This window comes from Pseudomonas sp. Lb2C2 (genome assembly GCF_052112205.1).
GTDB lineage: Bacteria > Pseudomonadota > Gammaproteobacteria > Pseudomonadales > Pseudomonadaceae > Aquipseudomonas > Aquipseudomonas kilonensis.
In genome coordinates, this window is the sequence record NZ_JAUTYW010000002.1 from 452,232 (window position 1) to 477,266 (window position 25,035).

Sequence of the window (25,035 nt, forward strand, 5' to 3'; positions counted from 1 at the left end):
GCAGTCCCAAAACAGTCAATTCAAGCTGCCTGATACTGCGCGTTGTTCGGTTTTAGGGCTGCTACGCAGCCCAGCGGGGATAAATCCCCTCGCCACAGGGGAGATCCAACCACTTTGCGGATCTTAAGCATTTCAGGCGCAACAAAGCCCGGCGTGCCTAGTCCTCATAGAAAGCAAAGCCGCCCGAAGGCGGCTTCAATCGACACGCAACTGAGCTTGCTTGGCCCCGTCTGCGTGGCTGGGTCAACCCCGAGAGGGACCGAGACTCCTGCCAGCTTTCGCTGGTGACGAGGGTGATCATGGCCACAGGTAATAGCGAATTCAAGCCAGCTTGATTCTTGAAACAGGACTGCGTGAGATTTGTTGAGGTGCTTAGCCAGTGAAATCAATGGCTTGCTTTATGGAGGTGCGTTTTATTTCTTTTCTTGTCTGAGCAAGTGATTGTGGTCTGTCAGACGCGCCGAAGTTTCCGACAAGTTTTTAAGGTTGTCCGTCGGAAGCGAGGGCTCTAGCCTCTGGGTGTCGCTGCCAATTCAGCGACCGGACGTGAGAATCCGATCCTCCCTAGTAGGCGCGTAGGCGCCGACCATATAAAGTGCAGGCGCTTTTCGTCTGGGCACTATGTTATGGCGGCTGTGCGCGGGCATGCTTCGGCATGGCCGGGCTTCCTAGGGGCTTGGATTCTCACCCCGCGTACGGCTGCCACCCTCCGGTCCGTGAGAAGACTCGGTGGCGGCTCCCAATTTCCCTAGGAGCAATAGCATGACTAAAGAAACGCCTAATCCTCCAAAACCGGCCTCCACTTTCCCCTACGGCGACTACGCCCCCGAAAAGCTGCAAGAAGCCGCTGATCGTGCGCTGGACCATTACCTCAAACCTGACGACAGCGAGCCAGAATCCAAGCCCCCAGTGCAGTTATTCACTGTGGCTGACGGTATCGACACCGAAGTGTTGCTGGCCAACCTCAGTGAAACCCTGGCTTCGGCCAATGCAATGCTCAACGACCTTGCCTTCGATCAGGACGGCTCGCGACGACATGTAGCATTGGGGGTGGCCCAGATGATTGAGTTGGGGATGTTGTTGGCGAACAAGTGCCTGGACCGGATAGAGCTTCGGACTTGATGCAATAAGTGCCGGCCTCATCGCGAGCAAGCTTTGCTCCCACAGGGGATTTGTGGTGTTCACAGATATGGGGGCGACACCAAGCCCTTGTGGCGAGGGAGCTTGCTCCCGCTGGGGCGCGAAGCGGCCCTGAAACCGGGCAACGCGGTACGTCAGGCAGATTGAGTTGGCTGCTTCAGGGGCCGCTGCGCAGCCCAGCGGGAGCAAGCTCCCTCGCCACAACAGCGGTCCGCTTCAGCGCGATACAGTCATCAACCCCGACGTTGGATGAACGCGCGAATCCGCTCGGCCGCTTCCACGCATTCAGCCAATGGCGCAACCAAGGCCATGCGCACGCGCCCGGCGCCTGGGTTGACGCCGTCCACGTCGCGGGACAGGTAGGAGCCCGGCACGACCGTCACGTGTTCCTGTTCGAACAGGTCCCGGCAGAACGCCGCATCATCGCCCGCTACGTTCGGCCACAGGTAGAAGCTGCCATCGGGACGCTGTACGTCCAGCACCGGGCTGAGGATCTCCAGCACGGCGTCGAATTTCTCGCGGTACAGCGCGCGGTTGGCCCGGACGTGCACTTCGTCGTTCCACGCCGCAATGCTCGCCAGTTGCGTCTGCACCGGCATCGCGCAGCCGTGGTAGGTGCGGTACAGCAGGAAGCCCTTGAGGATGTCGGCGTCGCCAGCCACGAAGCCGGAACGTAGGCCTGGCAGGTTGGAGCGCTTGGACAGGCTGTGGAACACCACGCAGCGCTTGAAATCCTTGCGACCGAGTTCGACGCAGGCGCTGAGCAGCCCCGGCGGCGGGGTTTGTTCGTCGAAGTACAGTTCGCTGTAGCACTCGTCCGCGGCGATGACGAAGTCATATTCGTCAGCCAGGGCGATGAGCTTCTTCAGTACATTCACCGGGATCAGCGCACCGGTCGGGTTGCCCGGGGAGCACAGGAACAGGATCTGGCAGCGTTTCCAGATGTCCGGCGAGACCGCATCGAAATCCGGGTTGAAGCCGTTCGCGTCCAGGCACGGCAGGTAGTGCGGCTTAGCCCCGGCCAGGAACGCCGCACCTTCGTAGATCTGGTAGAACGGGTTAGGGCTGACCACCAGGGCGTCGTCGCCACGGTTGACCACGGTCTGGGTGAAAGCGAACAGGGCTTCACGGGTGCCATTGACCGGCAGCACATGGCGCGCCGGGTCCAGCCAGCCGTTCGGCACGTTGAAGCGGCGCTCGCACCAGCCGGTGATGGCTTCACGCAGTTCCGGGATGCCGAGGGTGGTCGGGTACACGGCCATCTTTTCCAGATTGCTGGCCAGGGCTTCAGCCACGAAGCTTGGCGAGCGATGCTTGGGTTCGCCGATGGACAGGGCGATCGGGCGTTTGTCCGGATTGGGCGTGACGCTGCCAAGCAAGGCGCGGAGCTTTTCGAACGGGTAGGGCTGGAGCTGGTTCAGAGCGTTGTTCATCGAGGGCCTCGTCAATGTGGGCGCGGTCCTTGTGGGAGCGAGCTTGCTCGCGATAGCGGTGAGTCAGGCAGCATCAATGCTGGATGCTCCGTCGCTATCGCGAGCAAGCGTGCTCCCACAGAGGGAGATTGTTCGTTTAGATGCTGATGCGTGTCATGTGAGCATCGGGTTCCTGGTTGACGCTCAAATGCCGCACAATCGCTTCCTGCAGGCGGCTGCACAGCTGCGGATCGGACAGCGGCTGGTTGTGAGCGTCGGTGATGAAGAAGACGTCTTCCACCCGTTCGCCGAGGGTGGCGATCTTGGCGTTTTGCAGCGACAGGTCGAACTCCAGGAAGATATGGCCGATCCGCGCCAGCAGGCCCGGGCGGTCCGGGGCGCTGAGTTCCAGCACGGTGACCTGGCGCTGGGCGTCGTTGTGGATCGTCACCTGGGGTGCGAAGGCGAAATGCTTGAGCTGGCGTGGCACCCGGCGCTGGATGATGGTCGGGTAGTCTGCCGGGTTGCGCAGGGCTTCGGTCAGGCCGTCGCGAATCTGCTTGACCCGCGCCGGGTTGTCGCCAATCGAGTCGCCGTCGGTGTCGAGCACGATGTAGGTGTCGAGGGTGAACTGGCTGCTGGAGGTAATGACCCGGGCGTCATGGATGTTGAGGTTGAGCTGGTCCATCGCCGCCACGGTCACGGCGAAGAAGTCGTGCTGGTCCGGGGCGTAGATGAAGATCTGCGTGCCACCCTCGAACTCGCGCTGGGTGGTTTCCTTGATCAGCACCAGCGGCCCGCCATCGGCCGGTTGCTGCAGGATCGCGTCGCTGTGCCAGGCCACGTCGCCGGCGGTGTGGCGCAGGAAATAGTCGTCGCCCAATTGCGACCAGAGCTGCTCGACGTCGTCCGGGTCGGTGCCACCGCGCACCAGGATGTCCAGGGCCGCACTTTGGGTGCGACGAATCTGCTCTTCGCGGTCCACCGGGTTTTCCAGGCCGCGGCGCAAGGCGCGCTTGGTCTCGGTGTAGAGCTGGCGCAACAGGCTGGCGCGCCAGGAATTCCACAGGCTCGGGTTGGTGGCGTTGATGTCGGCCACGGTCAGCACGTAGAGGTAATCCAGGCGTGTTTCATCGCCGACGATCTGGGCGAAGTCGTGGATCACCTGCGGGTCGGACAAATCCTTGCGTTGGGCGGTGGTCGACATCACCAGGTGGTTCTGCACCAGCCAGACGATCAACCGGCTGTCCCACAGGGGCAGTTGATGGCGCTGGCAGAACGCTTCGGCATCCACCGCACCAATCTCGGAGTGGTCGCCCTGGCGGCCCTTGCCGATGTCGTGGTACAGCCCGGCCATATAGATAAGCTCAGGCTTGGGCAGCTTGCCCATGAGCTTGCTGGCCAGCGGGAATTTCTCCGACACCTGGGTGTACTGGAGCTTACGCAGGTGCTTGATCAGGTTCAGGGTGTGGGCATCGACCGTATAGATGTGGAACAGGTCGTGTTGCATTTGCCCGACGATGAAACCGAACTCCGGCAGATAACGTCCGAGGATCCCGTAGCGGTTCATCCGGCGCAGGTTGCGGTGCACGCCGATCCTGCACTTGAACAACTCGATGAACAGGCTGGTGTTGCGGATGTCGTTACGGAAATCTTCATCGATCAGATGACGATTTTCCCGCAGCTGGCGAATGGTGTCGGCGCGTACGCCCTTGATTTCCGGCTGCTGGGCCATGAGCACGAAGATTTCGAGCATGGCGAAGGGCGTGCGGCGGAACACATAGTCGTGACGCGCTTCGATGTAGCCGTCGTGCAGTTGGAAACGTGAGTTGATCGGCTGCGGCGGTTCTTCATCCTCGGGGGCGAGGATGACTTCCTCGAAGTGCTGGATGATCAGTTCGCTGAGCTGGGCAATGCTCATCACCACCCGGTAGTACTGCTGCATGAAGTTTTCGATGGATTGCTTGGCATCCTGCCCTTCGAAACCCAGCAGGCTGGCGATGGAGCGCTGGTGGTCGAACAGCAGGCGGTCCTCGGAGCGCCCGGCGAGCATGTGCAGGGCGTAGCGGACCTTCCACAAAAATTCCTGGGAGGAGGCCAGCAAGGCGTTTTCGCTTTCCACCAAAAAGCCTTCGCCGGCCAGGGCGCGCAGGTTCAGCGTCCCGTACTGGCGGCGGGCGACCCAGAGGATGGTCTGGATGTCCCGCAGCCCGCCGGGCGAGCCCTTGACGTTGGGCTCCAGGTTGTATTCGGTGTCGTTGTACTTGTGGTGGCGGGCCTTCTGCTCGGCGTGCTTGGCCAGGAAAAAATCCTTGCTGGGCCACATGTGCGTCGTGCTGGTGACGTCGAGCATGCGCTGGCGCAGGTGCTCGGGGCCGGCGATGGTGCGGCTTTCCATCAGGTTGGTGATCACCGTCAGGTCGGCGCGGGCCTCGTCGGCGCATTCCTGCACCGAGCGCACGCTCTGGCCGACTTCCAGGCCAATGTCCCACAGCAGCGTCAGGAACCGCTCGATGGAGTCGCGGAAAACTTCATGATCGGCGCTGTCCAGCAGGATCAGCAAGTCGATGTCGGAGTAGGGGTGCAGCTCGCCACGTCCATAGCCGCCCACCGCCACCAGGGCGATGTCGGCGTCTTCGCTCCAGTCGAACTGCTCCCAGGCCTTTTGCAGGATGTTATCGACGAACCAGGCGCGGTCCTCGATCAGCCGACGAATGTCCCGACCATTGCGAAAGCGCTGGTCGAGCACTTCGTGGGCCTGGCGGATCGCCTTCTTGAACGCCGAGATGGGGCTTGCCTTCAGGGCCAGTTCAGCCTGGAACTGGCCGCGGTCGAAGAGTTCGGGATCCACCTGCGGCATTGAATGGCTTTCCTTTCTATCTATATCTATAGGCTGGGTTCGGATCAGGCGGAAACGCGAGGGATGGTGTCATCGCTGCGCAGGGTGAAGATCTCGTAGCCGGTCTCGGTGACCAGCAAGGTGTGTTCCCACTGGGCCGACAGCTTGCGATCCTTGGTGATGGCGGTCCAGCCGTCGCCCAGCACCTTGGTGTCGGCGCGGCCCTGGTTGATCATCGGCTCGATGGTGAAGGTCATGCCGGCCTGCAGTTCCATGCCAGTGCCGGCACGGCCGTAGTGCAGGATCTGCGGTTCTTCGTGGAACACCTTGCCGATGCCGTGGCCGCAGAACTCGCGCACCACCGAGAAGCCGTTCTTCTGCGCGTGCTTCTGGATCACTTCGCCGATGTCACCCAGGCGGCAGCCCGGTTTCACCAGTTCGATGGCCATGTACATGCATTCCTGGGTGACCTTGGACAGGCGCTCGGCCCACTCCGGCACGTTGCCGACATGGAACATGCGGCTGGTGTCGCCGTGAAAACCATCCTTGATGACGGTGACGTCGATGTTCAGGGTGTCGCCATCCTTCAACGGTTTTTCGTTGGGGATGCCGTGGCAGACCACGTGGTTGATCGAGGTGCAGATCGACTTCGGGAAGCCCTTGTAGTTGAGCGGGGCCGGGATGGCTTTCTGCTCGTTGACGATGTAGTCATGGCAGATGCGGTCCAGTTCTTCGGTGGTCACGCCAGGCTTGACGTAGTCGGCGATCATCTCCAGCACATCGGCGGCGAGTTTGCCGGCGACACGCATTTTGGCGATGTCCTCGGCAGTCTTGAGGGTAACGGTCATACAGGCTCTCTCTGCGCCCGACGGCGCTGTTCAAAACGAAATGGGCGGCGGATGATGCTTCACGTGGCCCTGAAAGAGGCGATTCTAACAGACGATCAGCGCAAATCCGCGTCCACATGCATCGCTTCTCTCTATAAGGGTGTGCATCCACTGCCCATGAAAGGGCTGTGGGAGGGGCTCCTCACCAGGATTTCAGAATCCGTGTTCCGTTTTCGCCCTTGCTGTGGTATAAAATGCGCCGCTTTCCGGGGATGACCCCGCAAGCTTAAATCCACACACGTGTCGACACGATGACCTGGGTGCCTTCGGCTTATATAGCCGCTGGTTGGTCATTGGGATACGTGGAGGCCAAACCCGACTTATCAAGGAACTATCATGTCCCAAGTCAACATGCGCGATATGCTGAAGGCCGGTGTGCACTTCGGTCACCAGACCCGTTACTGGAACCCGAAAATGGGCAAGTACATTTTCGGCGCGCGTAACAAGATCCACATCATCAACCTTGAAAAAACCCTGCCAATGTTCAACGAGGCACTGACCTTCGTAGAGCGCCTGGCCCAGGGCAAAAACAAGATTCTGTTCGTCGGCACCAAGCGTTCCGCTGGCAAGATCGTTGCTGAAGAAGCAGCACGTTGCGGTTCGCCGTACGTCGATCACCGCTGGTTGGGCGGCATGCTGACCAACTTCAAGACCATTCGCGCTTCCATCAAGCGTCTGCGTGACCTTGAAGTCCAGTCCGAAGACGGTACTTTCGCCAAGCTGACCAAGAAAGAAGCGCTGATGCGCACTCGCGATCTTGAGAAGCTGGACCGCTCCCTGGGTGGTATCAAGGACATGGGCGGTCTGCCTGACGCACTGTTCGTGATCGACGTTGATCACGAGCGCATCGCGATCACCGAAGCCAACAAGCTGGGTATCCCGGTCATCGGCGTTGTCGACACCAACAGCAGCCCGGAAGGCGTTGACTACATCATCCCAGGCAACGATGACGCCATCCGCGCCATCCAGCTGTACATGGGTTCGATGGCTGACGCTGTTATCCGTGGTCGCAACAACGTGAATGGCGGCACCGAAGTCTTCGCTGAAGAAGCTCCGGCAGCAGCCGCTGAGTAATTGACGCCCTGGCGTTGACTCAGTAAGCAAAAAGGGGGCTTGGCCCCCTTTTTGCCACCTCGAAAACCATTTGCCGCCAGCGCAGTGACCTGTTTGTAACCTGCCGCGGCCTATAAGCAGTGGTTTTCCAGGAAGAATTGATCGCCCGTTCGATCGGGTGGAATGGTTGAAAACCTATCCAAGAGGATTTTGAAATGGCAGAGATTACTGCAGCGTTGGTCAAAGAACTGCGCGAGCGTACCGGCGAAGGCATGATGGATTGCAAGAAAGCCTTGACCAAGGCTGGCGGCGACATCGAGAAAGCCATTGATGACATGCGTGCTTCGGGCGCCATCAAGGCTGCCAAGAAAGCTGGCAACATTGCCGCTGAAGGCGCGATCGGCATCAAGGATGACGGTAAAGCTGCCGTTATCATCGAAGTCAACTCGCAGACTGACTTCCTGGCCCTGCAAGACGACTTCAAGGCATTCGTTGCTGCCAGTGTAGAAAAAGCATTCGCCGACAAACTGACCGACGCAGCTCCGCTGATCGCCGCTCAGGAATCGGCTCGTGAAGCCCTGGTTGCCAAAGTAGGCGAAAACGTCAACATCCGTCGTCTGGTTCGCGTCGAAGGTGATGTTGTCGGTTCCTACCTGCACGGCAACAAGATCGGTGTCGTCGTAGCCCTCAAAGGCGGCAGCGTCGAGCTGGCCAAAGACATCGCGATGCACGTCGCTGCCAGCAACCCTGAGTTCCTGCTGCCGTCGGAAGTTTCCGCTGATGCCATCGAGCGCGAAAAAGCCGTGTTCATGCAGCTCAACGAAGACAAGATCAAAGGCAAACCAGCCGAAATCGTTGAAAAAATGGTTGCTGGTCGTATCACCAAGTTCCTGGCTGAAGCCAGCCTGGTTGAGCAGGCGTTCGTCAAGAACCCTGAAATCAAGGTCGGTGAACTGGCCAAGAAAGGCGGCGCTGAAATCGTTTCCTTCACCTACTTCAAAGTGGGCGAAGGCATCGAGAAGCCAGTAGACAACTTCGCTGAAGAAGTTGCTGCTCAGCTGGCTGCCAGCAAGCAATAAGACAGTTTTTATAACTGTCGCCCTGAAGAGGCTGCCCGCTTAACGCGCGCAGCCTCTTTTTGGATGGGGATGCCGATTTTTATTGGTTTCCTATCGGAACTGGCTTACAAAGCCGTGTTCCGATGGCGCTGTGTCAGCGTCAAGCTAGAGTGAACGCAGGCTGAAAACAGCTTGCAAAGAATTTTCGAAAATACGCCGCAGGAGAGATTCGCAATGGCTCAGCAGGGCAGTGGTTATCAGGCTCGCTATAAACGCATTCTACTCAAGCTTAGCGGCGAGGCCCTGATGGGCTCGGAAGAGTTCGGGATCGATCCGAAAGTGCTGGATCGCATGGCCCTGGAAGTTGGCCAGCTGGTCGGGATCGGCGTTCAGGTCGGCCTGGTCATCGGCGGCGGCAACCTGTTCCGCGGCGCGGCGCTGAGCGCGGCCGGCATGGATCGGGTCACGGGCGACCACATGGGCATGCTGGCCACTGTGATGAACGCCCTGGCTATGCGTGACGCGCTGGAGCGTGCCAATATCTCGGCCATCGTGATGTCGGCCATTTCCATGGTAGGCGTGACCGACCACTACGACCGCCGCAAAGCCATGCGCCACCTCAATGCCAAGGAAGTGGTGATTTTTGCCGCCGGTACCGGTAATCCGTTCTTCACCACGGATTCGGCCGCCTGCCTGCGAGCGATCGAGATCGATGCCGATGTCGTGCTCAAGGCAACCAAGGTCGATGGCGTCTATACCGCTGACCCGTTCAAGGACCCGCATGCCGAGAAGTTCGATCATCTGACCTACGATGAAGTGCTGGATCGCAAGCTGGGTGTAATGGATCTGACGGCTATCTGCCTGTGCCGCGACCACAAGATGCCGCTGCGCGTCTTTAACATGAACAAGCCCGGTGCCCTGCTGAATATCGTCCATGGCGGCGCCGAAGGAACACTGATCGAGGAAGCTCAACAATGATCAACGAAATCAAGAAAGACGCTGAACAGCGCATGCAGAAATCCCTGGAATCCCTGGCGCACAACTTCGGTCGCATCCGCACCGGCCAGGCGCACCCGAGCATCCTCGAAGGCGTGATGGTGCCGTACTACGGCTCCGATACCCCGATCAAGCAAGTGGCCAACATCACCGTCAAGGACGCGCGTACCCTGCAGGTCGTGGCCTTCGAGCGCAACATGCTGGGCGCAGTCGACAAGGCCATCGGCAGTGCCGGCCTGAACCTGAACCCGACCAACCTGGGTGAGCTGCTGCTGATCTCCATGCCGGCCCTGACCGAGGAGACCCGCAAGGGCTTCACCAAGCAGGCTCGTGATGTGGCTGAAGACGCCCGTGTTGCCGTGCGCAACATTCGTCGTGACGCCAACAGCCAGCTCAAGGATCTGGTCAAGGAAAAGGAAATCAGCGAAGACGAGGAGCGTCGTGCCACTGGCGAGATCGACGACCTGACCAAGAAGTACGTGGCTAAGATCGACGCGGATTTGGCGCAGAAAGAAAAAGACCTGATGGCCGTATAAGGGTCTCGTTTTCATGGAAAAGACCAAGCAGGCCGTGCCGTTCGCGGTGCCGCGCCACGTGGCGATCATCATGGACGGCAATAACCGCTGGGCCAAGAAGCGCTTTATGCCTGGCGTCGCCGGGCACAAGGCGGGGGTCGATGCGGTTCGTGCGGTCATCGAAGTGTGCGCCGAGGCAGGGGTCGAGGTGCTGACCCTGTTCGCCTTCTCCAGCGAGAACTGGCAGCGTCCGGCCGATGAAGTCAGCGCCTTGATGGACCTGTTCCTCAAGGCCCTGCGTCGCGAGGCCAAGCGCCTCAACGAGAATCAGATCAGCTTGCGGATCATCGGTGATCGCTCGCGCTTCCATCCTGAGTTGCAGGCTGCGATGCGCGAAGCTGAGGCCGCGACGGCGGGCAGTGACCGGTTTGTCCTGCAGATCGCCGCCAATTATGGCGGTCAGTGGGATATTGCCCAGGCCGCCCAGCGGCTGGCACGAGAAGTCCAGGCCGGGCATTTGCGCCCGGAAGACATCACGCCGGAGCTGCTGCAGACCTGCCTGGCGACCGGCGACCTGCCGTTGCCGGACCTGTGCATCCGTACCGGTGGCGAACATCGCATCAGCAACTTCCTGCTCTGGCAGCTGGCGTATGCCGAGTTGTACTTCTCCGACCTGTTCTGGCCGGACTTCAAACACGAAGCCATGCGCACTGCGCTGGCCGATTTCGCTTCCCGTCAGCGTCGCTTCGGTAAAACGAGCGAGCAGATCGAAGCTGGAGCCCGGGTTTAATGCTTAAACAACGAATCATCACTGCCTTGATCCTGTTGCCCATCGCCCTGGGTGGTTTCTTCCTGCTCAAAGGTGCCGGTTTTGCGCTGTTCATCGGGCTGGTCGTGACCTTGGGGGCGTGGGAGTGGGCACGGCTGGCGGGTTTTCCTGCGCAGTCGGCGCGCGTGGCCTACGCAGCGGCCGTGGCGGCCATGCTGTTCATCATGTACGTGGTGCCTGGCCTCGGGCCTTGGGTGCTGGGTGCGGCGGTGCTGTGGTGGGCGACCGCGACCTTCCTGGTCCTGACCTATCCGCGGACTACCCATCATTGGGCCAACGCGGCGACCAAGCTGGTGATCGGCCTGTTGATCCTGCTGCCGGCCTGGCAGGGGCTGATCTGGATCAAGCAAGGCCCGCTGGGCAACTGGCAGATCATGGCCGTGATGGTGCTGGTCTGGGGTGCCGACATCGGCGCCTATTTTTCCGGCAAGGCCTTCGGCAAGCGCAAGCTTGCACCGAAAGTCAGTCCCGGCAAGAGCTGGGAAGGCGTCTATGGTGGGCTGGTCTTGAGCCTGGTGATCACCACTGTGGTCGGTTTCGTGCGGGACTGGACGGTCGCGCAATTGCTGATGGGCCTGATTGGCGCCGCCCTGATCGTCTTTGTATCGGTGGTCGGCGACCTGACCGAAAGCATGTTCAAGCGTCAATCCGGGATCAAGGACAGCAGTAACCTGCTGCCCGGTCACGGTGGCGTGCTGGATCGCATCGACAGTCTTACTGCTGCGATCCCGGTCTTTGCCGTGCTGTTGTGGATGGCGGCATCGTGAGTCGCCCCCAGCAGATCACGGTCCTTGGTGCGACCGGTTCGATCGGCCTGAGTACGCTGGACGTCATTGGTCGGCACCCGGAGCGTTACCAGGTGTTCGCCCTCAGCGGTTTCACGCGCTTGAGTGAATTGCTGGCGCTGTGCATACGCCACACGCCACGGTTTGCCGTGGTGCCTGAGGCTGGCCTGGCGCGGGGGTTGCAGGACGATCTGCGCGCAGCCGGTTTGCAAACCCGCGTGCTGGTGGGGGAGGAGGGCCTCTGCCAAGTGGCTTCCGACCCCGAAGTCGACGCCGTGATGGCGGCCATCGTCGGTGCGGCGGGCTTGCGCCCGACGCTGGCGGCGGTGGAAGCCGGCAAGAAGATTCTGCTGGCCAACAAAGAGGCGCTGGTGATGTCCGGCGCGCTGTTCATGCAAGCTGTGCGCAAAAGCGGTTCGGTGTTACTGCCCATCGACAGCGAGCACAATGCGATTTTTCAATGCATGCCGCAGGATTTTTCCCGTGGACTGGGCGCGGTAGGGGTTCGGCGGATTTTGCTGACAGCCTCCGGCGGTCCGTTCCGGCAGACACCGCTGGAAGAATTGGTGCATGTTTCACCCGAGCAGGCCTGTGCACACCCGAACTGGTCCATGGGGCGCAAGATTTCCGTGGATTCGGCCAGCATGATGAACAAGGGGCTGGAGCTGATCGAGGCCTGCTGGCTGTTCGATGCCAAGCCAGCCCAGGTCGAGGTGGTGATTCATCCCCAGAGCGTGATCCACTCCCTGGTGGACTACGTCGACGGTTCGGTGCTGGCCCAGTTGGGTAATCCAGACATGCGGACCCCGATCGCCAATGCCCTGGCCTGGCCGGAGCGCATCGACTCGGGTGTTGCCCCGCTGGACCTGTTCGCCATCGCTCGCCTGGATTTCCAGGCGCCCGATGAGCAGCGTTTCCCCTGCCTGCGCCTGGCGCGTCAGGCGGCCGAGGCGGGCAACAGTGCCCCGGCGATGCTTAACGCCGCCAATGAAGTGGCGGTTGCAGCGTTTCTCGATGGACGTGTCCGTTACCTCGAGATCGCGAGTATCATCGAGGAAGTCTTGAATCTCGAGGCCGTGGTTTCGGTCAATGACCTCGATACGGTATTTACGGCGGATGCCAGGGCTCGTGAGTTGGCGGGCCAATGGCTGCAGCGCCACGGGCGTTGAAGCTGCGATACGTTAGCCAGGGTTGCCCTGGACAGGATTGCGGAGAAAACAGATGAGCGCGCTCTATATGATTGTCGGCACCCTGATTGCCTTGGGGGTGTTGGTCACATTTCACGAATTCGGTCATTTCTGGGTCGCGCGGCGCTGTGGCGTCAAGGTCCTGCGTTTTTCCGTGGGCTTTGGCATGCCCTTGCTGCGCTGGCACGACAAGAAAGGCACCGAGTTCGTCGTGGCGGCCATCCCGCTGGGCGGCTACGTCAAGATGCTCGACGAGCGCGAAGGCGAAGTCCCGGCCGACCAGCTCGATCAATCCTTCAATCGCAAGAGCGTCCGTCAGCGTATCGCCATCGTCGCGGCGGGACCGATTGCCAACTTCCTGCTGGCCATGGTGTTTTTCTGGGGCCTGGCCATGCTGGGCAGCGAGCAGGTGCGTCCGGTCATTGGTGGGGTAGAGGCCGGCAGCGTTGCCGCCCGTGCCGGGCTGGGTGCCGGGCAGGAAATCGTTGCCATCGATGGGGAGCCGACGTCCGGCTGGGCGGCGGTCAATCTGCAATTGGTACGTCGCCTGGGTGAGAGCGGTTCGTTGCAATTGATGGTGCGCGAGCAGGGTTCCACGGTGGATTCGCCTCGCGAACTGATCTTGGACAACTGGCTCAAGGGTGCCGATGAGCCGGATCCGATCCGTTCCCTGGGGATCAAGCCATGGCGTCCGGCGTTGCCGCCGATCCTCGCCGAGCTCGATCCGAAAGGCCCGGCCCACGCCGCAGGCCTGAAGACCGGCGATCGGTTGCTGGCGCTCGACGGCCAGCCGGTCACTGACTGGCAGCAGGTGGTCGATTCGGTTCGCGTACGTCCTGATAGCAAAATTGTGCTTCGCGTCGAGCGCGAGGGGGCTCCAATCGACGTCCCGGTGACCCTGGCCGCCCGTGGCGAGAGCAAGGCGCCGACCGGTTACCTGGGTGCAGGTGTCAAGGCGGTCGACTGGCCGCCGGAAATGATCCGCGAGGTCAGTTTCGGCCCTGTGGCGGCGATTGGCGAGGGTGCGCGGCGTACCTGGACCATGAGCATCCTGACGCTGGACTCGCTCAAGAAAATGTTGTTCGGCGAGCTCTCGGTAAAAAACTTGAGTGGACCGATAACCATTGCTAAAGTGGCGGGCGCTTCTGCCCAGTCGGGCGTTGCTGATTTCCTGAATTTCCTTGCTTATCTGAGCATTAGCCTGGGGGTTCTGAATTTGCTGCCCATCCCGGTACTGGATGGGGGGCATCTGCTGTTTTATCTGATCGAGTGGGCGCGTGGTCGTCCCTTGTCGGATCGGGTGCAAGGTTGGGGGATACAGATCGGTATCAGCTTGGTGGTCGGGGTCATGTTGCTTGCCCTCGTCAACGATCTGGGTCGTCTGTAACGCTTCGCTGAATTGCGAATCTGCCGCATTTTGCGGCAGTTTGTTTATTGCCAGTTGGAATAAGAAAGGACTTCATGAAACGTCTGCTGCTAACTGCGGTTCTCACCGTATTGATGATCGCCGAAGTTCACGCCGAGTCCTTCACTATCTCTGATATTCGCGTCAATGGCCTCCAGCGGGTCTCCGCGGGTAGCGTCTTTGGTGCCTTGCCGTTGAACGTCGGCGAGCAGGCGGATGATCGGCGCCTGGTGGAATCCACGCGTGCGCTGTTCAAGACCGGCTTCTTTCAAGATATCCAACTGGGCCGTGACGGCAATGTCCTGGTGATCACGGTTGTCGAGCGTCCTTCTGTCGCCAGTATCGAGATCGAAGGCAACAAGGCGATCTCCACTGAAGACCTGATGAAGGGCCTCAAGCAATCCGGGCTGGCCGAAGGCGAGATCTTCCAGCGCGCCACCCTCGAAGGTGTACGTAACGAGCTGCAACGCCAGTACGTTGCCCAGGGCCGCTACTCGGCCACTGTCGACACCGAAGTGGTGCCGCAGCCGCGCAACCGCGTCGGCCTGAAGGTCAACATCAACGAAGGCACCGTGGCGGCCATCCAGCACATCAACGTGGTGGGCAACACGGTTTTCCCTGATGAAGACCTGATCGACCTGTTCGAACTCAAGACCACCAACTGGCTGTCGTTCTTCAAGAACGACGACAAGTACGCCCGTGAAAAACTCTCCGGTGACCTGGAGCGCCTGCGTTCCTACTATCTGGACCGTGGCTACATCAACATGGACATCGCTTCGACCCAGGTGTCCATCACCCCGGACAAGAAGCACGTCTACATCACCGTCAACGTCAACGAAGGCGACAAGTACACCGTTCGTGACGTCAAACTCAGCGGTGACCTGAAGGTCCCTGAAGACCAGGTCACGTCGTTGCTGCTGGTGCAGAAGGGCCAGGTGTTCTCGCGCAAGCTGATGACCACCACGTCCGAACTGATCACCCGTCGCCTGGGTAACGAGGGCTACACCTTCGCCAACGTCAACGGCGTGCCACAGCCGCACGATGAAGACCACACCGTCGACATCACCTTCGCCGTGGATCCGGGCAAGCGTGCCTACGTCAACCGCATCAACTTCCGTGGCAACACCAAGTCCGAAGACGAAGTGCTGCGCCGTGAAATGCGCCAGATGGAAGGTGGCTGGGCGTCGACCTACCTGATCGACCAGTCCAAGACTCGCCTGGAGCGCCTGGGCTTCTTCAAGGAAGTCAACGTCGAGACCCCGGCCGTGCCGGGCGTCGATGACCAGGTCGATGTGAACTACAGCGTCGAAGAACAGGCTTCCGGCTCGATCACCGCCAGCGTCGGTTTCGCCCAGAGCGCCGGCCTGATCCTCGGTGGTTCGATCACCCAGAACAACTTCCTGGGTACCGGTAACAAGGTCAGCATCGGCTTGACCCGCAGTGAATACCAGACCCGCTACAACTTCGGCTTCGTGGACCCCTACTGGACTGCAGACGGTGTGAGCCTGGGCTACAACGCCTTCTATCGCACCACTGACTATGACGAGCTGGACTCTGATATCTCCAGCTATGCGGTGGACAGCTACGGTGTCGGCGCCAACGTGGGCTACCCGATCAGCGAGACTTCGCGCCTGACGTTCGGTCTGACTGCCCAGCAGGACAAGATCAACACTGGTATATACACCGTTGATGAGATATTTGACTTCGTTGAGAAAGAAGGCGACAGCTACCTTAACTTCAAGGCCTCTGCCGGCTGGTCCGAGTCGACCCTGAACAAAGGTGTGCTGGCGACCCGTGGTCATTCCCAGAGTCTGGTGCTGGAAACAACTACGCCTGGCAGTGACCTGTCGTTCTTCAAACTCGACTACCGCGGCCAGCTGTTCCAGCCGTTGACCGACAACTACACCATGCGCCTGCATACTGAACTGGGCTATGGTGACGGCTACGGTTCGACCGACGGCCTGCCGTTCTACGAGAACTACTACGCGGGTGGTTTCAACTCGGTACGTGGTTTCAAGGACAGTACCCTTGGTCCGCGCAGTACTCCGAGTCAGGGCAACAATCCAGGCACCGTTCGCGACCCGGACCAGGATCCACTGCCGTTCGGCGGCAACGTCCTTATCCAGGGTGGTCTCGAGGTTCTGTTCCCGATGCCGTTCGTCAAGGATCAACGCTCCCTGCGTACCTCGGTATTCTGGGACGTGGGTAACGTTTTCGACTCCAGTTGCAGTGATACCACCAACGCCAACGGCACCAAGTCCAACACACAGTGCAACGACATCAGCCTGAGCAACCTGGCCAGTTCCGTGGGTGTGGGCGTGACCTGGGTTACCGCACTGGGCCCCTTGAGCTTCGCATTGGCGATGCCGATCAAGAAACCGGATGACGCTGAAACCCAAGTGTTCCAATTCTCTCTCGGCCAGACGTTCTAAGCGTCTGACCCATGACAACGACAATGGATTTTGTAGGAGTGCATCGTGCGTAAGTTGACTCAATTGGTTCTCCTGGCGACCGTACTGGTCGCAGGTCCGGCTTTTGCCGACATGAAGATCGCCGTACTGAATTATCAGATGGCCCTGCTGGAATCCGATGCGGCGAAGAAATACGCAGTGGATGCAGAGAAGAAATTCGGTCCGCAACTGACCAAGCTCAAGGGCCTGGAAAGCAGCGCCAAGGGCATTCAGGATCGTCTGGTGGCCGGTGGCGACAAGATGGCCCAGGGTGAACGCGAGCGTCTGGAGCTTGAGTTCAAGCAAAAGGCCCGTGACTTTCAGTTCCAGTCCAAGGAGCTGAACGAAGCCAAAGCTGTTGCCGACCGCGAAATGCTCAAGCAACTCAAGCCGAAACTCGACAGCGCTGTGGAAGAAGTCATCAAGAAAGGTGGTTTTGACCTGGTGTTCGAGCGTGGCGCAGTAATTGATGTCAAGCCTCAATACGACATCACGCGCCAGGTGATCGAGCGCATGAATCAGCTGAAGTAATCCATGACAGCGACTATCAAGCTCGGCCAGTTGGCCGAGTTCCTCGGCGCCACCCTGCGTGGCGACCCGGAGAAGGCAATTACTGGGCTAGCCACTTTGCAAGAGGCTGGCCCAGCTCAGTTGAGCTTTCTGGCAAATCCTCAATACCGCAAGTACCTGGCTGACAGCCGGGCGGCCGCGCTGTTGCTCAAGGCAGCTGATGCCGATGGGTTTGTCGGCGATGCCCTGATCGTGCCCGATCCGTACCTGGCGTATGCCCGCATTTCCCATCTGTTCGATCCCAAGCCGAAATCGGCTGCAGGTATTCATCCCAGCGCAGTGATCGCGGCAGATGCCGTGGTTGATCCCACAGCCAGCGTCGGCCCATTCGTGGTCATCGAAAGCGCGGCCCGAATCGGTGCCGGTGTCACGCTGGGTGCCCATTGCGTCATTGGCGCGCGCAGCGAAATCGGCGAAGGCGGTTGGCTGGCGCCACGGGTCACCCTGTACCACGATGTGCGCATCGGCAAGCGGGTAGTGATTCAGTCCGGCGCAGTGCTGGGCGGCGAAGGGTTCGGTTTCGCCAACGAGAAAGGCATCTGGCAAAAGATCGCCCAGATCGGCGGCGTCACCGTTGGCGACGACGTCGAGATCGGCGTCAACACCGCGATCGACCGCGGCGCCCTGGCCGACACGGTCATCGGCAATGGCGTCAAGCTCGACAACCAGATCCAGATCGCCCACAACGTCCAGGTCGGTGACCACACCGCCATGGCCGCCTGCGTGGGCATCTCCGGCAGCACCAAAATCGGCAAGCATTGCATGCTCGCCGGTGGCGTGGGGCTGGTGGGCCATATCGATATCTGTGACAACGTGTTCCTGACCGGGATGACCATGGTGACCCACTCGATTACCGAGCCAGGTGCCTACTCTTCCGGTACGGCCATGCAGCCGGCAGCCGAATGGCGCAAGAGCGCGGCGCGTATACGCCAGCTCGACGACATCGCGCGTCGCCTGAAACAGGTGGAAAAGCGTGTAGGGGACGTGACCCCTGGCGGTAATGCTTCATCAGATGGCTGATACCATTTCCATATCAAGTGTGCACAGCCGTTAGGGCATCTTGATTTGCTAGCGGAGTGCGCGTCACTCGTGCGCTCCCAATCTTTACATAGGCTTCCCCCCGAAATGATGGACATCAACGAGATTCGCGAATACCTGCCTCACCGTTACCCGTTCCTGCTGGTGGATCGGGTGGTGGACCTGGACGTTGAAGGCAAGCGCATTCGCGCCTACAAGAATGTCAGCATCAACGAGCCGTTCTTCAATGGTCACTTCCCCGCGCATCCAATCATGCCGGGCGTGCTGATCATCGAGGCAATGGCTCAGGCTGCCGGGATCCTTGGTTTCAAAATGCTCGACGTAAAACCTGCCGACGGCACGCTCTATTACTTCGTCGGTTCCGACAAGCTGCGTTTCCGCCAGCCAGTCACCCCGGGTGATCAGTTGATCCTCGAAGCCAAGTTCATCAGTTGCAAGCGCCAGATCTGGAAATTCGAATGCCAGGCTTCGGTCGATGGCAAGCCAGTCTGCTCCGCTGAAATCATCTGTGCGGAACGCAAGCTATGAGTTTGATTGACCCTCGCGCAATCATCGATCCGACGGCCGTTTTGGCCGCCGATGTCGAGGTCGGCCCGTGGTCGATCGTCGGCGCAGGTGTGGAAATCGGCGAGGGTACGGTGATCGGTCCTCACGTAATTCTCAAGGGACCGACCCGGATTGGTCGACACAATCGCATCTACCAGTTTTCTTCGGTAGGCGAGGACACGCCCGATCTCAAGTACAAAGGTGAAGAAACCCGTCTGGTCATCGGCGATCACAACGTGATCCGCGAAGGCGTGACGATTCACCGTGGCACCGTTCAGGATCGCTGCGAAACAACCCTGGGCGACCACAACCTGATCATGGCCTACGCGCACATCGGCCATGACAGCGTGATTGGCAACCATTGCATCCTGGTCAACAACACCGCGCTGGCCGGCCATGTGCATGTGGATGATTGGGCGATCCTGTCCGGGTTCACCCTGGTGCACCAGTATTGCCATATCGGCGCCCACAGCTTCTCTGGCATGGGCACCGCCATCGGCAAGGACGTCCCGGCCTATGTCACGGTGTTCGGTAACCCGGCCGAAGCCCGCAGCATGAACTTCGAAGGCATGCGCCGTCGTGGGTTCAGCGAAGAGGCGATTACGGCGCTGCGTCGCGCCTACAAGGTCGTGTATCGCCAGGGCTTGACGGTCGAGCAGGCACTCGCCGAACTGGCCGAGGCTTCAGCGCAATACCCGGAAGTCGCGATCTTCCGCGATTCCATCCAGTCTTCGACCCGCGGCATCACTCGCTGACCATGGCTAATTTGCGTGTTGCACTGGTGGCGGGAGAGGCTTCCGGTGACATTCTGGGCGCCGGTCTGATGCGCGCGCTCAAGGCGCAGCATCCCGCCGTCGAATTCATTGGGGTTGGCGGGCCGTTGATGGAGGCCGAGGGCCTGACGTCCTATTTTCCGATGGAACGCCTGTCGGTGATGGGGCTGGTGGAAGTGCTCGGTCGCCTGCGCGAGCTGCTGGCCCGGCGCAAGAAGCTGATCCAGACCCTGATCAACGAAAAACCGGATGTGTTCATCGGCATCGATGCGCCGGATTTCACCCTTAATATCGAACTCAAGTTGCGTCAGGCCGGGATCAAGACCGTGCATTACGTCAGCCCGTCGGTCTGGGCCTGGCGGCAGAAGCGGGTGCTCAAGATTCGCGAAGGCTGCGACCTGATGCTGACGCTGCTGCCGTTCGAGGCCAAGTTCTACGAAGAGAAGGGCGTGCCGGTGCGGTTTGTCGGGCACACCCTGGCCGATACCATTCCCCTGGAAGCCGACCGCGATGCGGCTCGCCAGGCGTTGGGCCTGCCCGATGGGCCGCTGGTGGCCTTGATGCCCGGCAGTCGGGGCGGCGAAGTGAGTCGCCTGGGCGGTCTGTTTTTCGACGCTGCCGAACGCCTTCGGGCGCTGCGCCCCGGTGTACGTTTTGTCCTGCCGTGTGCCAGTGCGCAGCGTCGCACCCAGTTGGAAGCGCTGCTGGTGGGCCGCGATTTGCCGGTGACGCTGCTCGACGGTCGTTCCCACGAAGCGTTGGCGGCCTGCGATGCCGTGTTGATTGCCTCCGGCACTGCTACCCTTGAGGCGCTGTTGTATAAGCGCCCGATGGTGGTCGCCTATCGCCTGGCGCCACTGACGTTCTGGATCCTCAAGCGCATGGTCAAGAGCCCCTACGTGTCCTTGCCGAACCTGTTGGCCCAGCGCTTGTTGGTGCCGGAGCTGCTGCAGGATGATGCGACCGTCGAGGCGCTGGCCACCACGCTGTTGCCCTTGATTGACGGCGGCGAGGAACAGACTCGGGGCTTTGACGAAATCCACCGTACCTTGCGTCGTGATGCTTCCAACCAGGCGGCTGACGCGGTACTGACCCTGATTGGCGCAAAACCATGAGCAACTCAAAGCTACAGATGGGCCTGGATTTCAACCTGGTCGCCGAAGTGGAAGATCTGGTTGCTGGTGTCGATGAGGTGGGTCGCGGCCCGTTGTGCGGCGCGGTGGTGACGGCCGCGGTGATTCTCGACCCGAAGCGGCCGATCCTGGGCCTCAATGATTCGAAGAAGCTCACGCAAGCCCGTCGCGAAAAGCTCTACGACGAGATCTGCGAGAAAGCCCTGAGCTGGTGCATCGCCCGGGCCGAAGTCGAAGAAATCGATGAACTCAATATCCTGCACGCCACCATGCTTGCCATGCAGCGTGCGGTGCAGGGCCTGCACATCACGCCGAAACTGGCGATGATCGATGGCAATCGCTGCCCGAAACTGTCGATGCGCGCCGAAGCGGTGATCCAGGGCGACGCCAAGGTGCCGGCCATTGCGGCGGCCTCGATCCTGGCGAAGGTCAGTCGTGACCGGGAAATGGCCGCCTTCGAATTGATTTACCCGGGCTATGGCATCGGCGGCCACAAGGGTTACCCGACCCCCGTTCATCTCGAAGCCCTGGCGCGCCTTGGGCCAACGCGGATCCACCGGCGGTCGTTCGCCCCGGTGCGGCTGGCTTATGAGGCCCGTGATAGCTTGATCGAAAGCGAAGGGTTCACCTGATTCATCGTGGCGAGGGAGCTTGCTCCCGCTTGGGTGCGAAGCGCCCATAAGAAGGGGGCTGCTGCGCAGCCCTGCGGGAGCAAGCTCCCTCGCCACGGGTTCAATCCTCAAGAGCATGGGTTGCTGGCTGATGTTTTACCCAAGGCCCGGTACAATCCGGGCCTTGTTGTTTTCATGACTTAACGCAGGATCACTATGCCGGCTTCATTCGTTCATCTACGCCTGCACACTGAATACTCCCTGGTCGACGGTCTGGTGCGGATCAAGCCCCTGGTCAAGACCCTGGTGGGCATGAACATGCCTGCCGTGGCGGTCACCGACCAGAACAACATGTGTTCGCTGGTCAAGTTCTACAAGGCCGCCATGGGCGCCGGGATCAAGCCGATCTGTGGCGCCGACCTGTGGCTGTCGAACAAGGACCCGGACGCTCCGCTGAGCCGTATCAGCCTGTTGGTGATGAACGCCCTGGGTTATCGCAACCTCACCGAGCTGATCTCCCGTGGTTTTATCGACGGCCAGCGCAACGGCTCGATCATCATCGAACGCGAGTGGGTGGCCGAGGCCAGCGAAGGGCTGATCATGCTGTCGGCGGCCAAGGAAGGTGAAATCGGCCTGGCCCTGCTCAGTGGCAACCCCGAGGAAGCCGAGACCCTGGCCCGTGACTGGATGTCGGTGTTCCCGGATCGCTTCTACATCGAAGTGCAGCGCACCAATCGTCCCAATGATGAAGAGCACCTGCACGCCGCCGTGGCCCTGGCCGACAAGATCGGCGCGCCGCTGGTGGCGACCAACGACGTGCGCTTTATCAAGCAGGAAGACTTCGAAGCCCACGAAACCCGCGTCTGCATCGGTGAGGGCCGGGCCCTTGACGATCCGCGGCGGTCGAAGAACTACAGCAACCAGCAATACCTCAAGAGCGCCGAGGAAATGGCCGAGTTGTTCAGCGACCTGCCCGAGGCGCTGGAAAACACCGTCGAGATCGCCAAGCGCTGCAACATCGAAGTGAAACTGGGCAAGCACTTCCTGCCCAACTTCCCGATCCCCGATGGCATGACCATCGACGAATATTTTCGCAAGGTGTCTTTTGACGGCCTGGAGGATCGCCTCAGCGTCCTGTTGCCCAAGGACACGACTGAAGATTACGAAGCCAAGCGCCAGGTCTATGTCGACCGGTTGAATTTCGAGCTGGATATCATCATCCAGATGGGCTTCCCCGGTTACTTCCTGATCGTGATGGACTTTATCCAGTGGGCCAAGAACAACGGCGTGCCGGTGGGCCCAGGCCGTGGGTCGGGTGCCGGCTCGCTGGTGGCCTATGTGCAGAAGATCACCGACCTCGACCCGCTGGAATATGACCTGCTGTTCGAACGTTTCCTCAACCCGGAACGGGTATCCATGCCCGACTTCGACGTCGACTTCTGCATGGACGGTCGCGACCGGGTGATCGACTACGTGGCCGAGAAATATGGCCGCAACGCCGTGAGCCAGATCATCACCTTCGGTTCCATGGCCGCCAAGGCGGTGGTGCGCGACGTGGCGCGGGTGCAGGGCAAGTCCTACGGCTTGGCGGATCGTCTGTCGAAGATGATTCCGTTCGAAGTCGGCATGACCCTGGAGAAGGCCTACGAGCAGGAAGAAATCCTGCGGGACTTCATCAAGGTCGACGAAGAAGCTGCGGAAATCTGGGAGATGGCCCGCAAGCTTGAAGGCGTGGTGCGTAACGTCGGCAAGCACGCCGGGGGCGTGGTGATCGCGCCGACCAAGCTGACTGACTTCTCGCCGATCTATTGCGACGAAGAAGGCGACGGCCTGGTGACCCAGTTCGACAAGGATGACGTCGAGGCGGCGGGGCTGGTGAAGTTCGACTTCCTCGGCCTGCGGACCCTGACCATCATCGACTGGGCGCTGAAAACCATCAACCGTGACCGGGCCAAGGTCGGCGAAGAACCGCTGGACATTGCCTTCATCCCGCTGGATGACAAGCCGACCTACAGCCTGCTGCAAAAAGCCGAAACCACAGCGGTGTTCCAGCTTGAGTCCCGGGGCATGAAGGAGCTGATCAAAAAGCTCAAGCCCGACTGCCTGGAAGACCTGATCGCACTGGTGGCCCTGTTCCGTCCGGGCCCTTTGCAATCGGGCATGGTGGATGACTTCATCAACCGTAAGCACGGCCGCGCTGAGCTGGCCTACCCGCACTCGGATTATCAGTACGAAGGCTTGAAACCGGTGCTGGCACCGACCTACGGCATCATCCTGTATCAGGAACAGGTGATGCAGATTGCCCAGGTCATGGCCGGTTATACCCTCGGCGGTGCGGACATGCTGCGCCGGGCCATGGGTAAGAAAAAGCCCGAGGAAATGGCCAAGCAACGCGGCGGTTTCATTGAGGGTTGCGCGACCAACGGCATCGACCCTGACCTGGCCGGTAACATTTTCGACCTGGTGGAAAAGTTCGCCGGCTACGGCTTCAACAAATCCCACTCCGCCGCCTATGGCCTGGTGTCGTACCAGACTGCGTGGCTGAAGGCCCATTACCCGGCGCCGTTCATGGCCGCGGTACTGTCGGCGGATATGCACAACACCGACAAGGTCGTGACCTTGATCGAAGAAGTGCGGACCATGAAGCTGCGCCTCGACGCACCGGATGTGAACGCTTCGGAGTTCAAGTTCACGGTGAACGACGAAGGCCGCATCATCTATGGCCTGGGCGCGATCAAGGGCGTGGGCGAGGGGCCGGTGGAAGCCATCACCGAAGCGCGCCAGGACGGGCCGTTCAAGGACCTGTTCGATTTCTGCGCCCGGGTTGACCTCAAGCGCATCAACAAGCGCACCCTCGACGGTTTGATCCGCAGTGGTGCCCTGGACCGGCTGGGGCCTTACTTCCAGGATGAGCCCAAGGCCTACCAGGCCAACATCGACCGCAACCGCGCGGTGTTGCTGGCGGCGATGGAGGAGGCGATCAAGGCCGCCGAACAGACTGCCCGTACCCATGACAGCGGCCACGCCGACCTGTTTGGCGGGCTGTTCGTCGAAGAAGACGCCGATGTCTATGGCAACCATCGCAAGGCCAAGGAGCTGACCCTCAAGGAGCGCCTCAAGGGTGAGAAAGACACCTTGGGCCTGTACCTCACCGGTCACCCGATCGACGAATACGAAGGTGAGATCCGCCGCTTCGCCCGTCAGCGCATCATCGACCTCAAGCCGGCGCGCGACACGCAAACCGTCGCTGGCATGATCATCGCCCTGCGGGTGATGAAGAACAAAAAAGGCGACAAGATGGGCTTCATCACCCTCGACGACCGCTCCGGGCGCATCGAGGCCTCATTGTTCGCCGATGCGTTCCACTCGGCGCAGTCGCTGTTGCAGACCGACGCGATGGTGGTGGTGGAAGGCGAGGTCAGCAACGATGACTTTTCCGGTGGCCTGCGGCTGCGGGTCAAGCGGGTGATGAGCATGGAAGATGCCCGTACCAACCTGGCCGAAAGCCTGCGCCTGAAGCTGCAGACCCAGGATCTCAAGGGCGATCAGCTACGTTGGTTGGGTGAGTTGTTCAAGCGCCATCGCGGTGCCTGCCCGATCACCATGGAGTATGTTCGCCCCGATGCCAAGGCTGTGTTGCAGTTCGGCGAAGGCTGGCGAATCGATCCGGCGGATGCGTTGATTCAAGCCTTGCGTGACCAGTTCGGCAAAGACAACGTCTTCCTCCAATACCGTTGACGGCCAGGGGTCATTCTTGAAACCGGAATACCCCTGATCTCGACCCGAATTTTTAATCTCGACCTGAACG

At 60.4% G+C, this 25,035-nt stretch carries 20 protein-coding genes; 17 read left to right on the forward strand and 3 right to left on the reverse strand.

Annotated elements, in window-relative coordinates:
* Positions 1 to 762 precede the first annotated feature (762 nt).
* Entirely contained in the window at positions 763 to 1,122 is a 360-nt protein-coding gene (locus Q7F16_RS06295) for a DUF6124 family protein (protein WP_409555909.1), read from the forward strand.
* Positions 1,123 to 1,373: 251 nt separating this feature from the next.
* Here the strand turns inward: Q7F16_RS06295 and dapC are convergent, their stop codons facing one another.
* From dapC to map, 3 genes are all read right to left on the reverse strand, one after another.
* Positions 1,374 to 2,573: a succinyldiaminopimelate transaminase gene (dapC, locus tag Q7F16_RS06300; RefSeq protein ID WP_409555908.1), complete on the reverse strand. Its 1,200-nt coding sequence runs from the start codon at positions 2,571 to 2,573 to the stop codon at positions 1,374 to 1,376.
* Positions 2,574 to 2,709: 136 nt separating this feature from the next.
* The gene (locus tag Q7F16_RS06305; RefSeq protein WP_409555907.1) at positions 2,710 to 5,412 is read right to left on the reverse strand and encodes a [protein-PII] uridylyltransferase; all 2,703 of its coding nucleotides are present in this window, start codon (positions 5,410 to 5,412) and stop codon (positions 2,710 to 2,712) included.
* 44 nt (positions 5,413 to 5,456) lie between these two features.
* On the reverse strand, positions 5,457 to 6,239 hold the full coding sequence (gene map, locus Q7F16_RS06310) for a type I methionyl aminopeptidase (protein WP_014336790.1): 783 nt from the start codon (positions 6,237 to 6,239) through the stop codon (positions 5,457 to 5,459).
* Positions 6,240 to 6,614: 375 nt separating this feature from the next.
* Between map and rpsB the strand changes: the two genes are divergently transcribed.
* The 16 genes from rpsB to dnaE all read left to right on the forward strand — a co-directional run bounded on the left by rpsB (position 6,615) and on the right by dnaE (position 24,965).
* Positions 6,615 to 7,352 carry a 30S ribosomal protein S2 gene (gene rpsB / locus Q7F16_RS06315; protein ID WP_003198231.1) on the forward strand — a complete coding sequence of 246 codons (738 nt, stop codon included), beginning with the start codon at positions 6,615 to 6,617 and terminating at the stop codon, positions 7,350 to 7,352.
* Between the two features lie 194 nt (positions 7,353 to 7,546).
* Positions 7,547 to 8,410, forward strand: a complete 864-nt coding sequence (tsf, locus tag Q7F16_RS06320; RefSeq protein ID WP_018603730.1) for a translation elongation factor Ts — start codon at positions 7,547 to 7,549, stop codon at positions 8,408 to 8,410.
* Positions 8,411 to 8,623: 213 nt separating this feature from the next.
* Positions 8,624 to 9,367 carry a UMP kinase gene (gene pyrH / locus Q7F16_RS06325; protein WP_003184915.1) on the forward strand — a complete coding sequence of 248 codons (744 nt, stop codon included), beginning with the start codon at positions 8,624 to 8,626 and terminating at the stop codon, positions 9,365 to 9,367.
* On the forward strand, positions 9,364 to 9,921 hold the full coding sequence (gene frr, locus Q7F16_RS06330; protein WP_003198238.1) for a ribosome recycling factor: 558 nt from the start codon (positions 9,364 to 9,366) through the stop codon (positions 9,919 to 9,921). Before pyrH ends, frr begins: the two co-directional genes overlap by 4 nt.
* A 13-nt stretch (positions 9,922 to 9,934) precedes the next feature.
* Positions 9,935 to 10,690, forward strand: a complete 756-nt coding sequence (gene uppS / locus Q7F16_RS06335; protein ID WP_014336792.1) for a polyprenyl diphosphate synthase — start codon at positions 9,935 to 9,937, stop codon at positions 10,688 to 10,690.
* The gene (locus tag Q7F16_RS06340; RefSeq protein ID WP_046065310.1) at positions 10,690 to 11,496 is read left to right on the forward strand and encodes a phosphatidate cytidylyltransferase; all 807 of its coding nucleotides are present in this window, start codon (positions 10,690 to 10,692) and stop codon (positions 11,494 to 11,496) included. Before uppS ends, Q7F16_RS06340 begins: the two co-directional genes overlap by 1 nt.
* Positions 11,493 to 12,683, forward strand: a complete 1,191-nt coding sequence (gene ispC / locus Q7F16_RS06345) for a 1-deoxy-D-xylulose-5-phosphate reductoisomerase (RefSeq protein WP_095963146.1) — start codon at positions 11,493 to 11,495, stop codon at positions 12,681 to 12,683. The genes Q7F16_RS06340 and ispC overlap by 4 nt, the downstream gene beginning before the upstream one ends.
* Positions 12,684 to 12,735: 52 nt before the next feature.
* Positions 12,736 to 14,088, forward strand: a complete 1,353-nt coding sequence (rseP, locus tag Q7F16_RS06350; RefSeq protein ID WP_041475753.1) for an RIP metalloprotease RseP — start codon at positions 12,736 to 12,738, stop codon at positions 14,086 to 14,088.
* 74 nt (positions 14,089 to 14,162) lie between these two features.
* Positions 14,163 to 16,538, forward strand: a complete 2,376-nt coding sequence (gene bamA / locus Q7F16_RS06355) for an outer membrane protein assembly factor BamA (RefSeq protein ID WP_409555906.1) — start codon at positions 14,163 to 14,165, stop codon at positions 16,536 to 16,538.
* A gap of 45 nt (positions 16,539 to 16,583) precedes the next feature.
* Positions 16,584 to 17,087, forward strand: a complete 504-nt coding sequence (locus Q7F16_RS06360) for an OmpH family outer membrane protein (RefSeq protein WP_003184901.1) — start codon at positions 16,584 to 16,586, stop codon at positions 17,085 to 17,087.
* Positions 17,088 to 17,090: 3 nt separating this feature from the next.
* Positions 17,091 to 18,146, forward strand: a complete 1,056-nt coding sequence (gene lpxD / locus Q7F16_RS06365) for a UDP-3-O-(3-hydroxymyristoyl)glucosamine N-acyltransferase (protein ID WP_046065024.1) — start codon at positions 17,091 to 17,093, stop codon at positions 18,144 to 18,146.
* A gap of 105 nt (positions 18,147 to 18,251) precedes the next feature.
* On the forward strand, positions 18,252 to 18,692 hold the full coding sequence (fabZ, locus tag Q7F16_RS06370) for a 3-hydroxyacyl-ACP dehydratase FabZ (protein ID WP_003184897.1): 441 nt from the start codon (positions 18,252 to 18,254) through the stop codon (positions 18,690 to 18,692).
* Complete coding sequence (lpxA, locus tag Q7F16_RS06375; protein WP_018603708.1) at positions 18,689 to 19,465, forward strand: acyl-ACP--UDP-N-acetylglucosamine O-acyltransferase; 777 nt, start codon at positions 18,689 to 18,691, stop codon at positions 19,463 to 19,465. Before fabZ ends, lpxA begins: the two co-directional genes overlap by 4 nt.
* 2 nt (positions 19,466 to 19,467) lie before the next feature.
* Positions 19,468 to 20,598: a lipid-A-disaccharide synthase gene (lpxB, locus tag Q7F16_RS06380; protein ID WP_409555905.1), complete on the forward strand. Its 1,131-nt coding sequence runs from the start codon at positions 19,468 to 19,470 to the stop codon at positions 20,596 to 20,598.
* Positions 20,595 to 21,248, forward strand: a complete 654-nt coding sequence (rnhB, locus tag Q7F16_RS06385; protein ID WP_409555904.1) for a ribonuclease HII — start codon at positions 20,595 to 20,597, stop codon at positions 21,246 to 21,248. The genes lpxB and rnhB overlap by 4 nt, the downstream gene beginning before the upstream one ends.
* A gap of 195 nt (positions 21,249 to 21,443) precedes the next feature.
* Positions 21,444 to 24,965, forward strand: a complete 3,522-nt coding sequence (gene dnaE, locus Q7F16_RS06390; RefSeq protein ID WP_046065021.1) for a DNA polymerase III subunit alpha — start codon at positions 21,444 to 21,446, stop codon at positions 24,963 to 24,965.
* The last annotated feature ends 70 nt before the right edge of the window (positions 24,966 to 25,035 follow it).

Excerpts from the sequence above, each read along its gene's own strand:
- Q7F16_RS06295 (WP_409555909.1), top strand. The coding sequence starts at position 763 with ATGACTAAAGAAACGCCTAATCCTCCAAAACCGGCCTCCACTTTCCCC.
- dapC (WP_409555908.1), bottom strand. The coding sequence starts at position 2,573 with ATGAACAACGCTCTGAACCAGCTCCAGCCCTACCCGTTCGAAAAGCTC.
- Q7F16_RS06305 (WP_409555907.1), bottom strand. The coding sequence starts at position 5,412 with ATGCCGCAGGTGGATCCCGAACTCTTCGACCGCGGCCAGTTCCAGGCT.
- map (WP_014336790.1), bottom strand. The coding sequence starts at position 6,239 with ATGACCGTTACCCTCAAGACTGCCGAGGACATCGCCAAAATGCGTGTC.
- rpsB (WP_003198231.1), top strand. The coding sequence starts at position 6,615 with ATGTCCCAAGTCAACATGCGCGATATGCTGAAGGCCGGTGTGCACTTC.
- tsf (WP_018603730.1), top strand. The coding sequence starts at position 7,547 with ATGGCAGAGATTACTGCAGCGTTGGTCAAAGAACTGCGCGAGCGTACC.
- pyrH (WP_003184915.1), top strand. The coding sequence starts at position 8,624 with ATGGCTCAGCAGGGCAGTGGTTATCAGGCTCGCTATAAACGCATTCTA.
- frr (WP_003198238.1), top strand. The coding sequence starts at position 9,364 with ATGATCAACGAAATCAAGAAAGACGCTGAACAGCGCATGCAGAAATCC.
- uppS (WP_014336792.1), top strand. The coding sequence starts at position 9,935 with ATGGAAAAGACCAAGCAGGCCGTGCCGTTCGCGGTGCCGCGCCACGTG.
- Q7F16_RS06340 (WP_046065310.1), top strand. The coding sequence starts at position 10,690 with ATGCTTAAACAACGAATCATCACTGCCTTGATCCTGTTGCCCATCGCC.
- rseP (WP_041475753.1), top strand. The coding sequence starts at position 12,736 with ATGAGCGCGCTCTATATGATTGTCGGCACCCTGATTGCCTTGGGGGTG.
- bamA (WP_409555906.1), top strand. The coding sequence starts at position 14,163 with ATGAAACGTCTGCTGCTAACTGCGGTTCTCACCGTATTGATGATCGCC.
- lpxD (WP_046065024.1), top strand. The coding sequence starts at position 17,091 with ATGACAGCGACTATCAAGCTCGGCCAGTTGGCCGAGTTCCTCGGCGCC.
- fabZ (WP_003184897.1), top strand. The coding sequence starts at position 18,252 with ATGATGGACATCAACGAGATTCGCGAATACCTGCCTCACCGTTACCCG.
- lpxA (WP_018603708.1), top strand. The coding sequence starts at position 18,689 with ATGAGTTTGATTGACCCTCGCGCAATCATCGATCCGACGGCCGTTTTG.
- lpxB (WP_409555905.1), top strand. The coding sequence starts at position 19,468 with ATGGCTAATTTGCGTGTTGCACTGGTGGCGGGAGAGGCTTCCGGTGAC.
- rnhB (WP_409555904.1), top strand. The coding sequence starts at position 20,595 with ATGAGCAACTCAAAGCTACAGATGGGCCTGGATTTCAACCTGGTCGCC.
- dnaE (WP_046065021.1), top strand. The coding sequence starts at position 21,444 with ATGCCGGCTTCATTCGTTCATCTACGCCTGCACACTGAATACTCCCTG.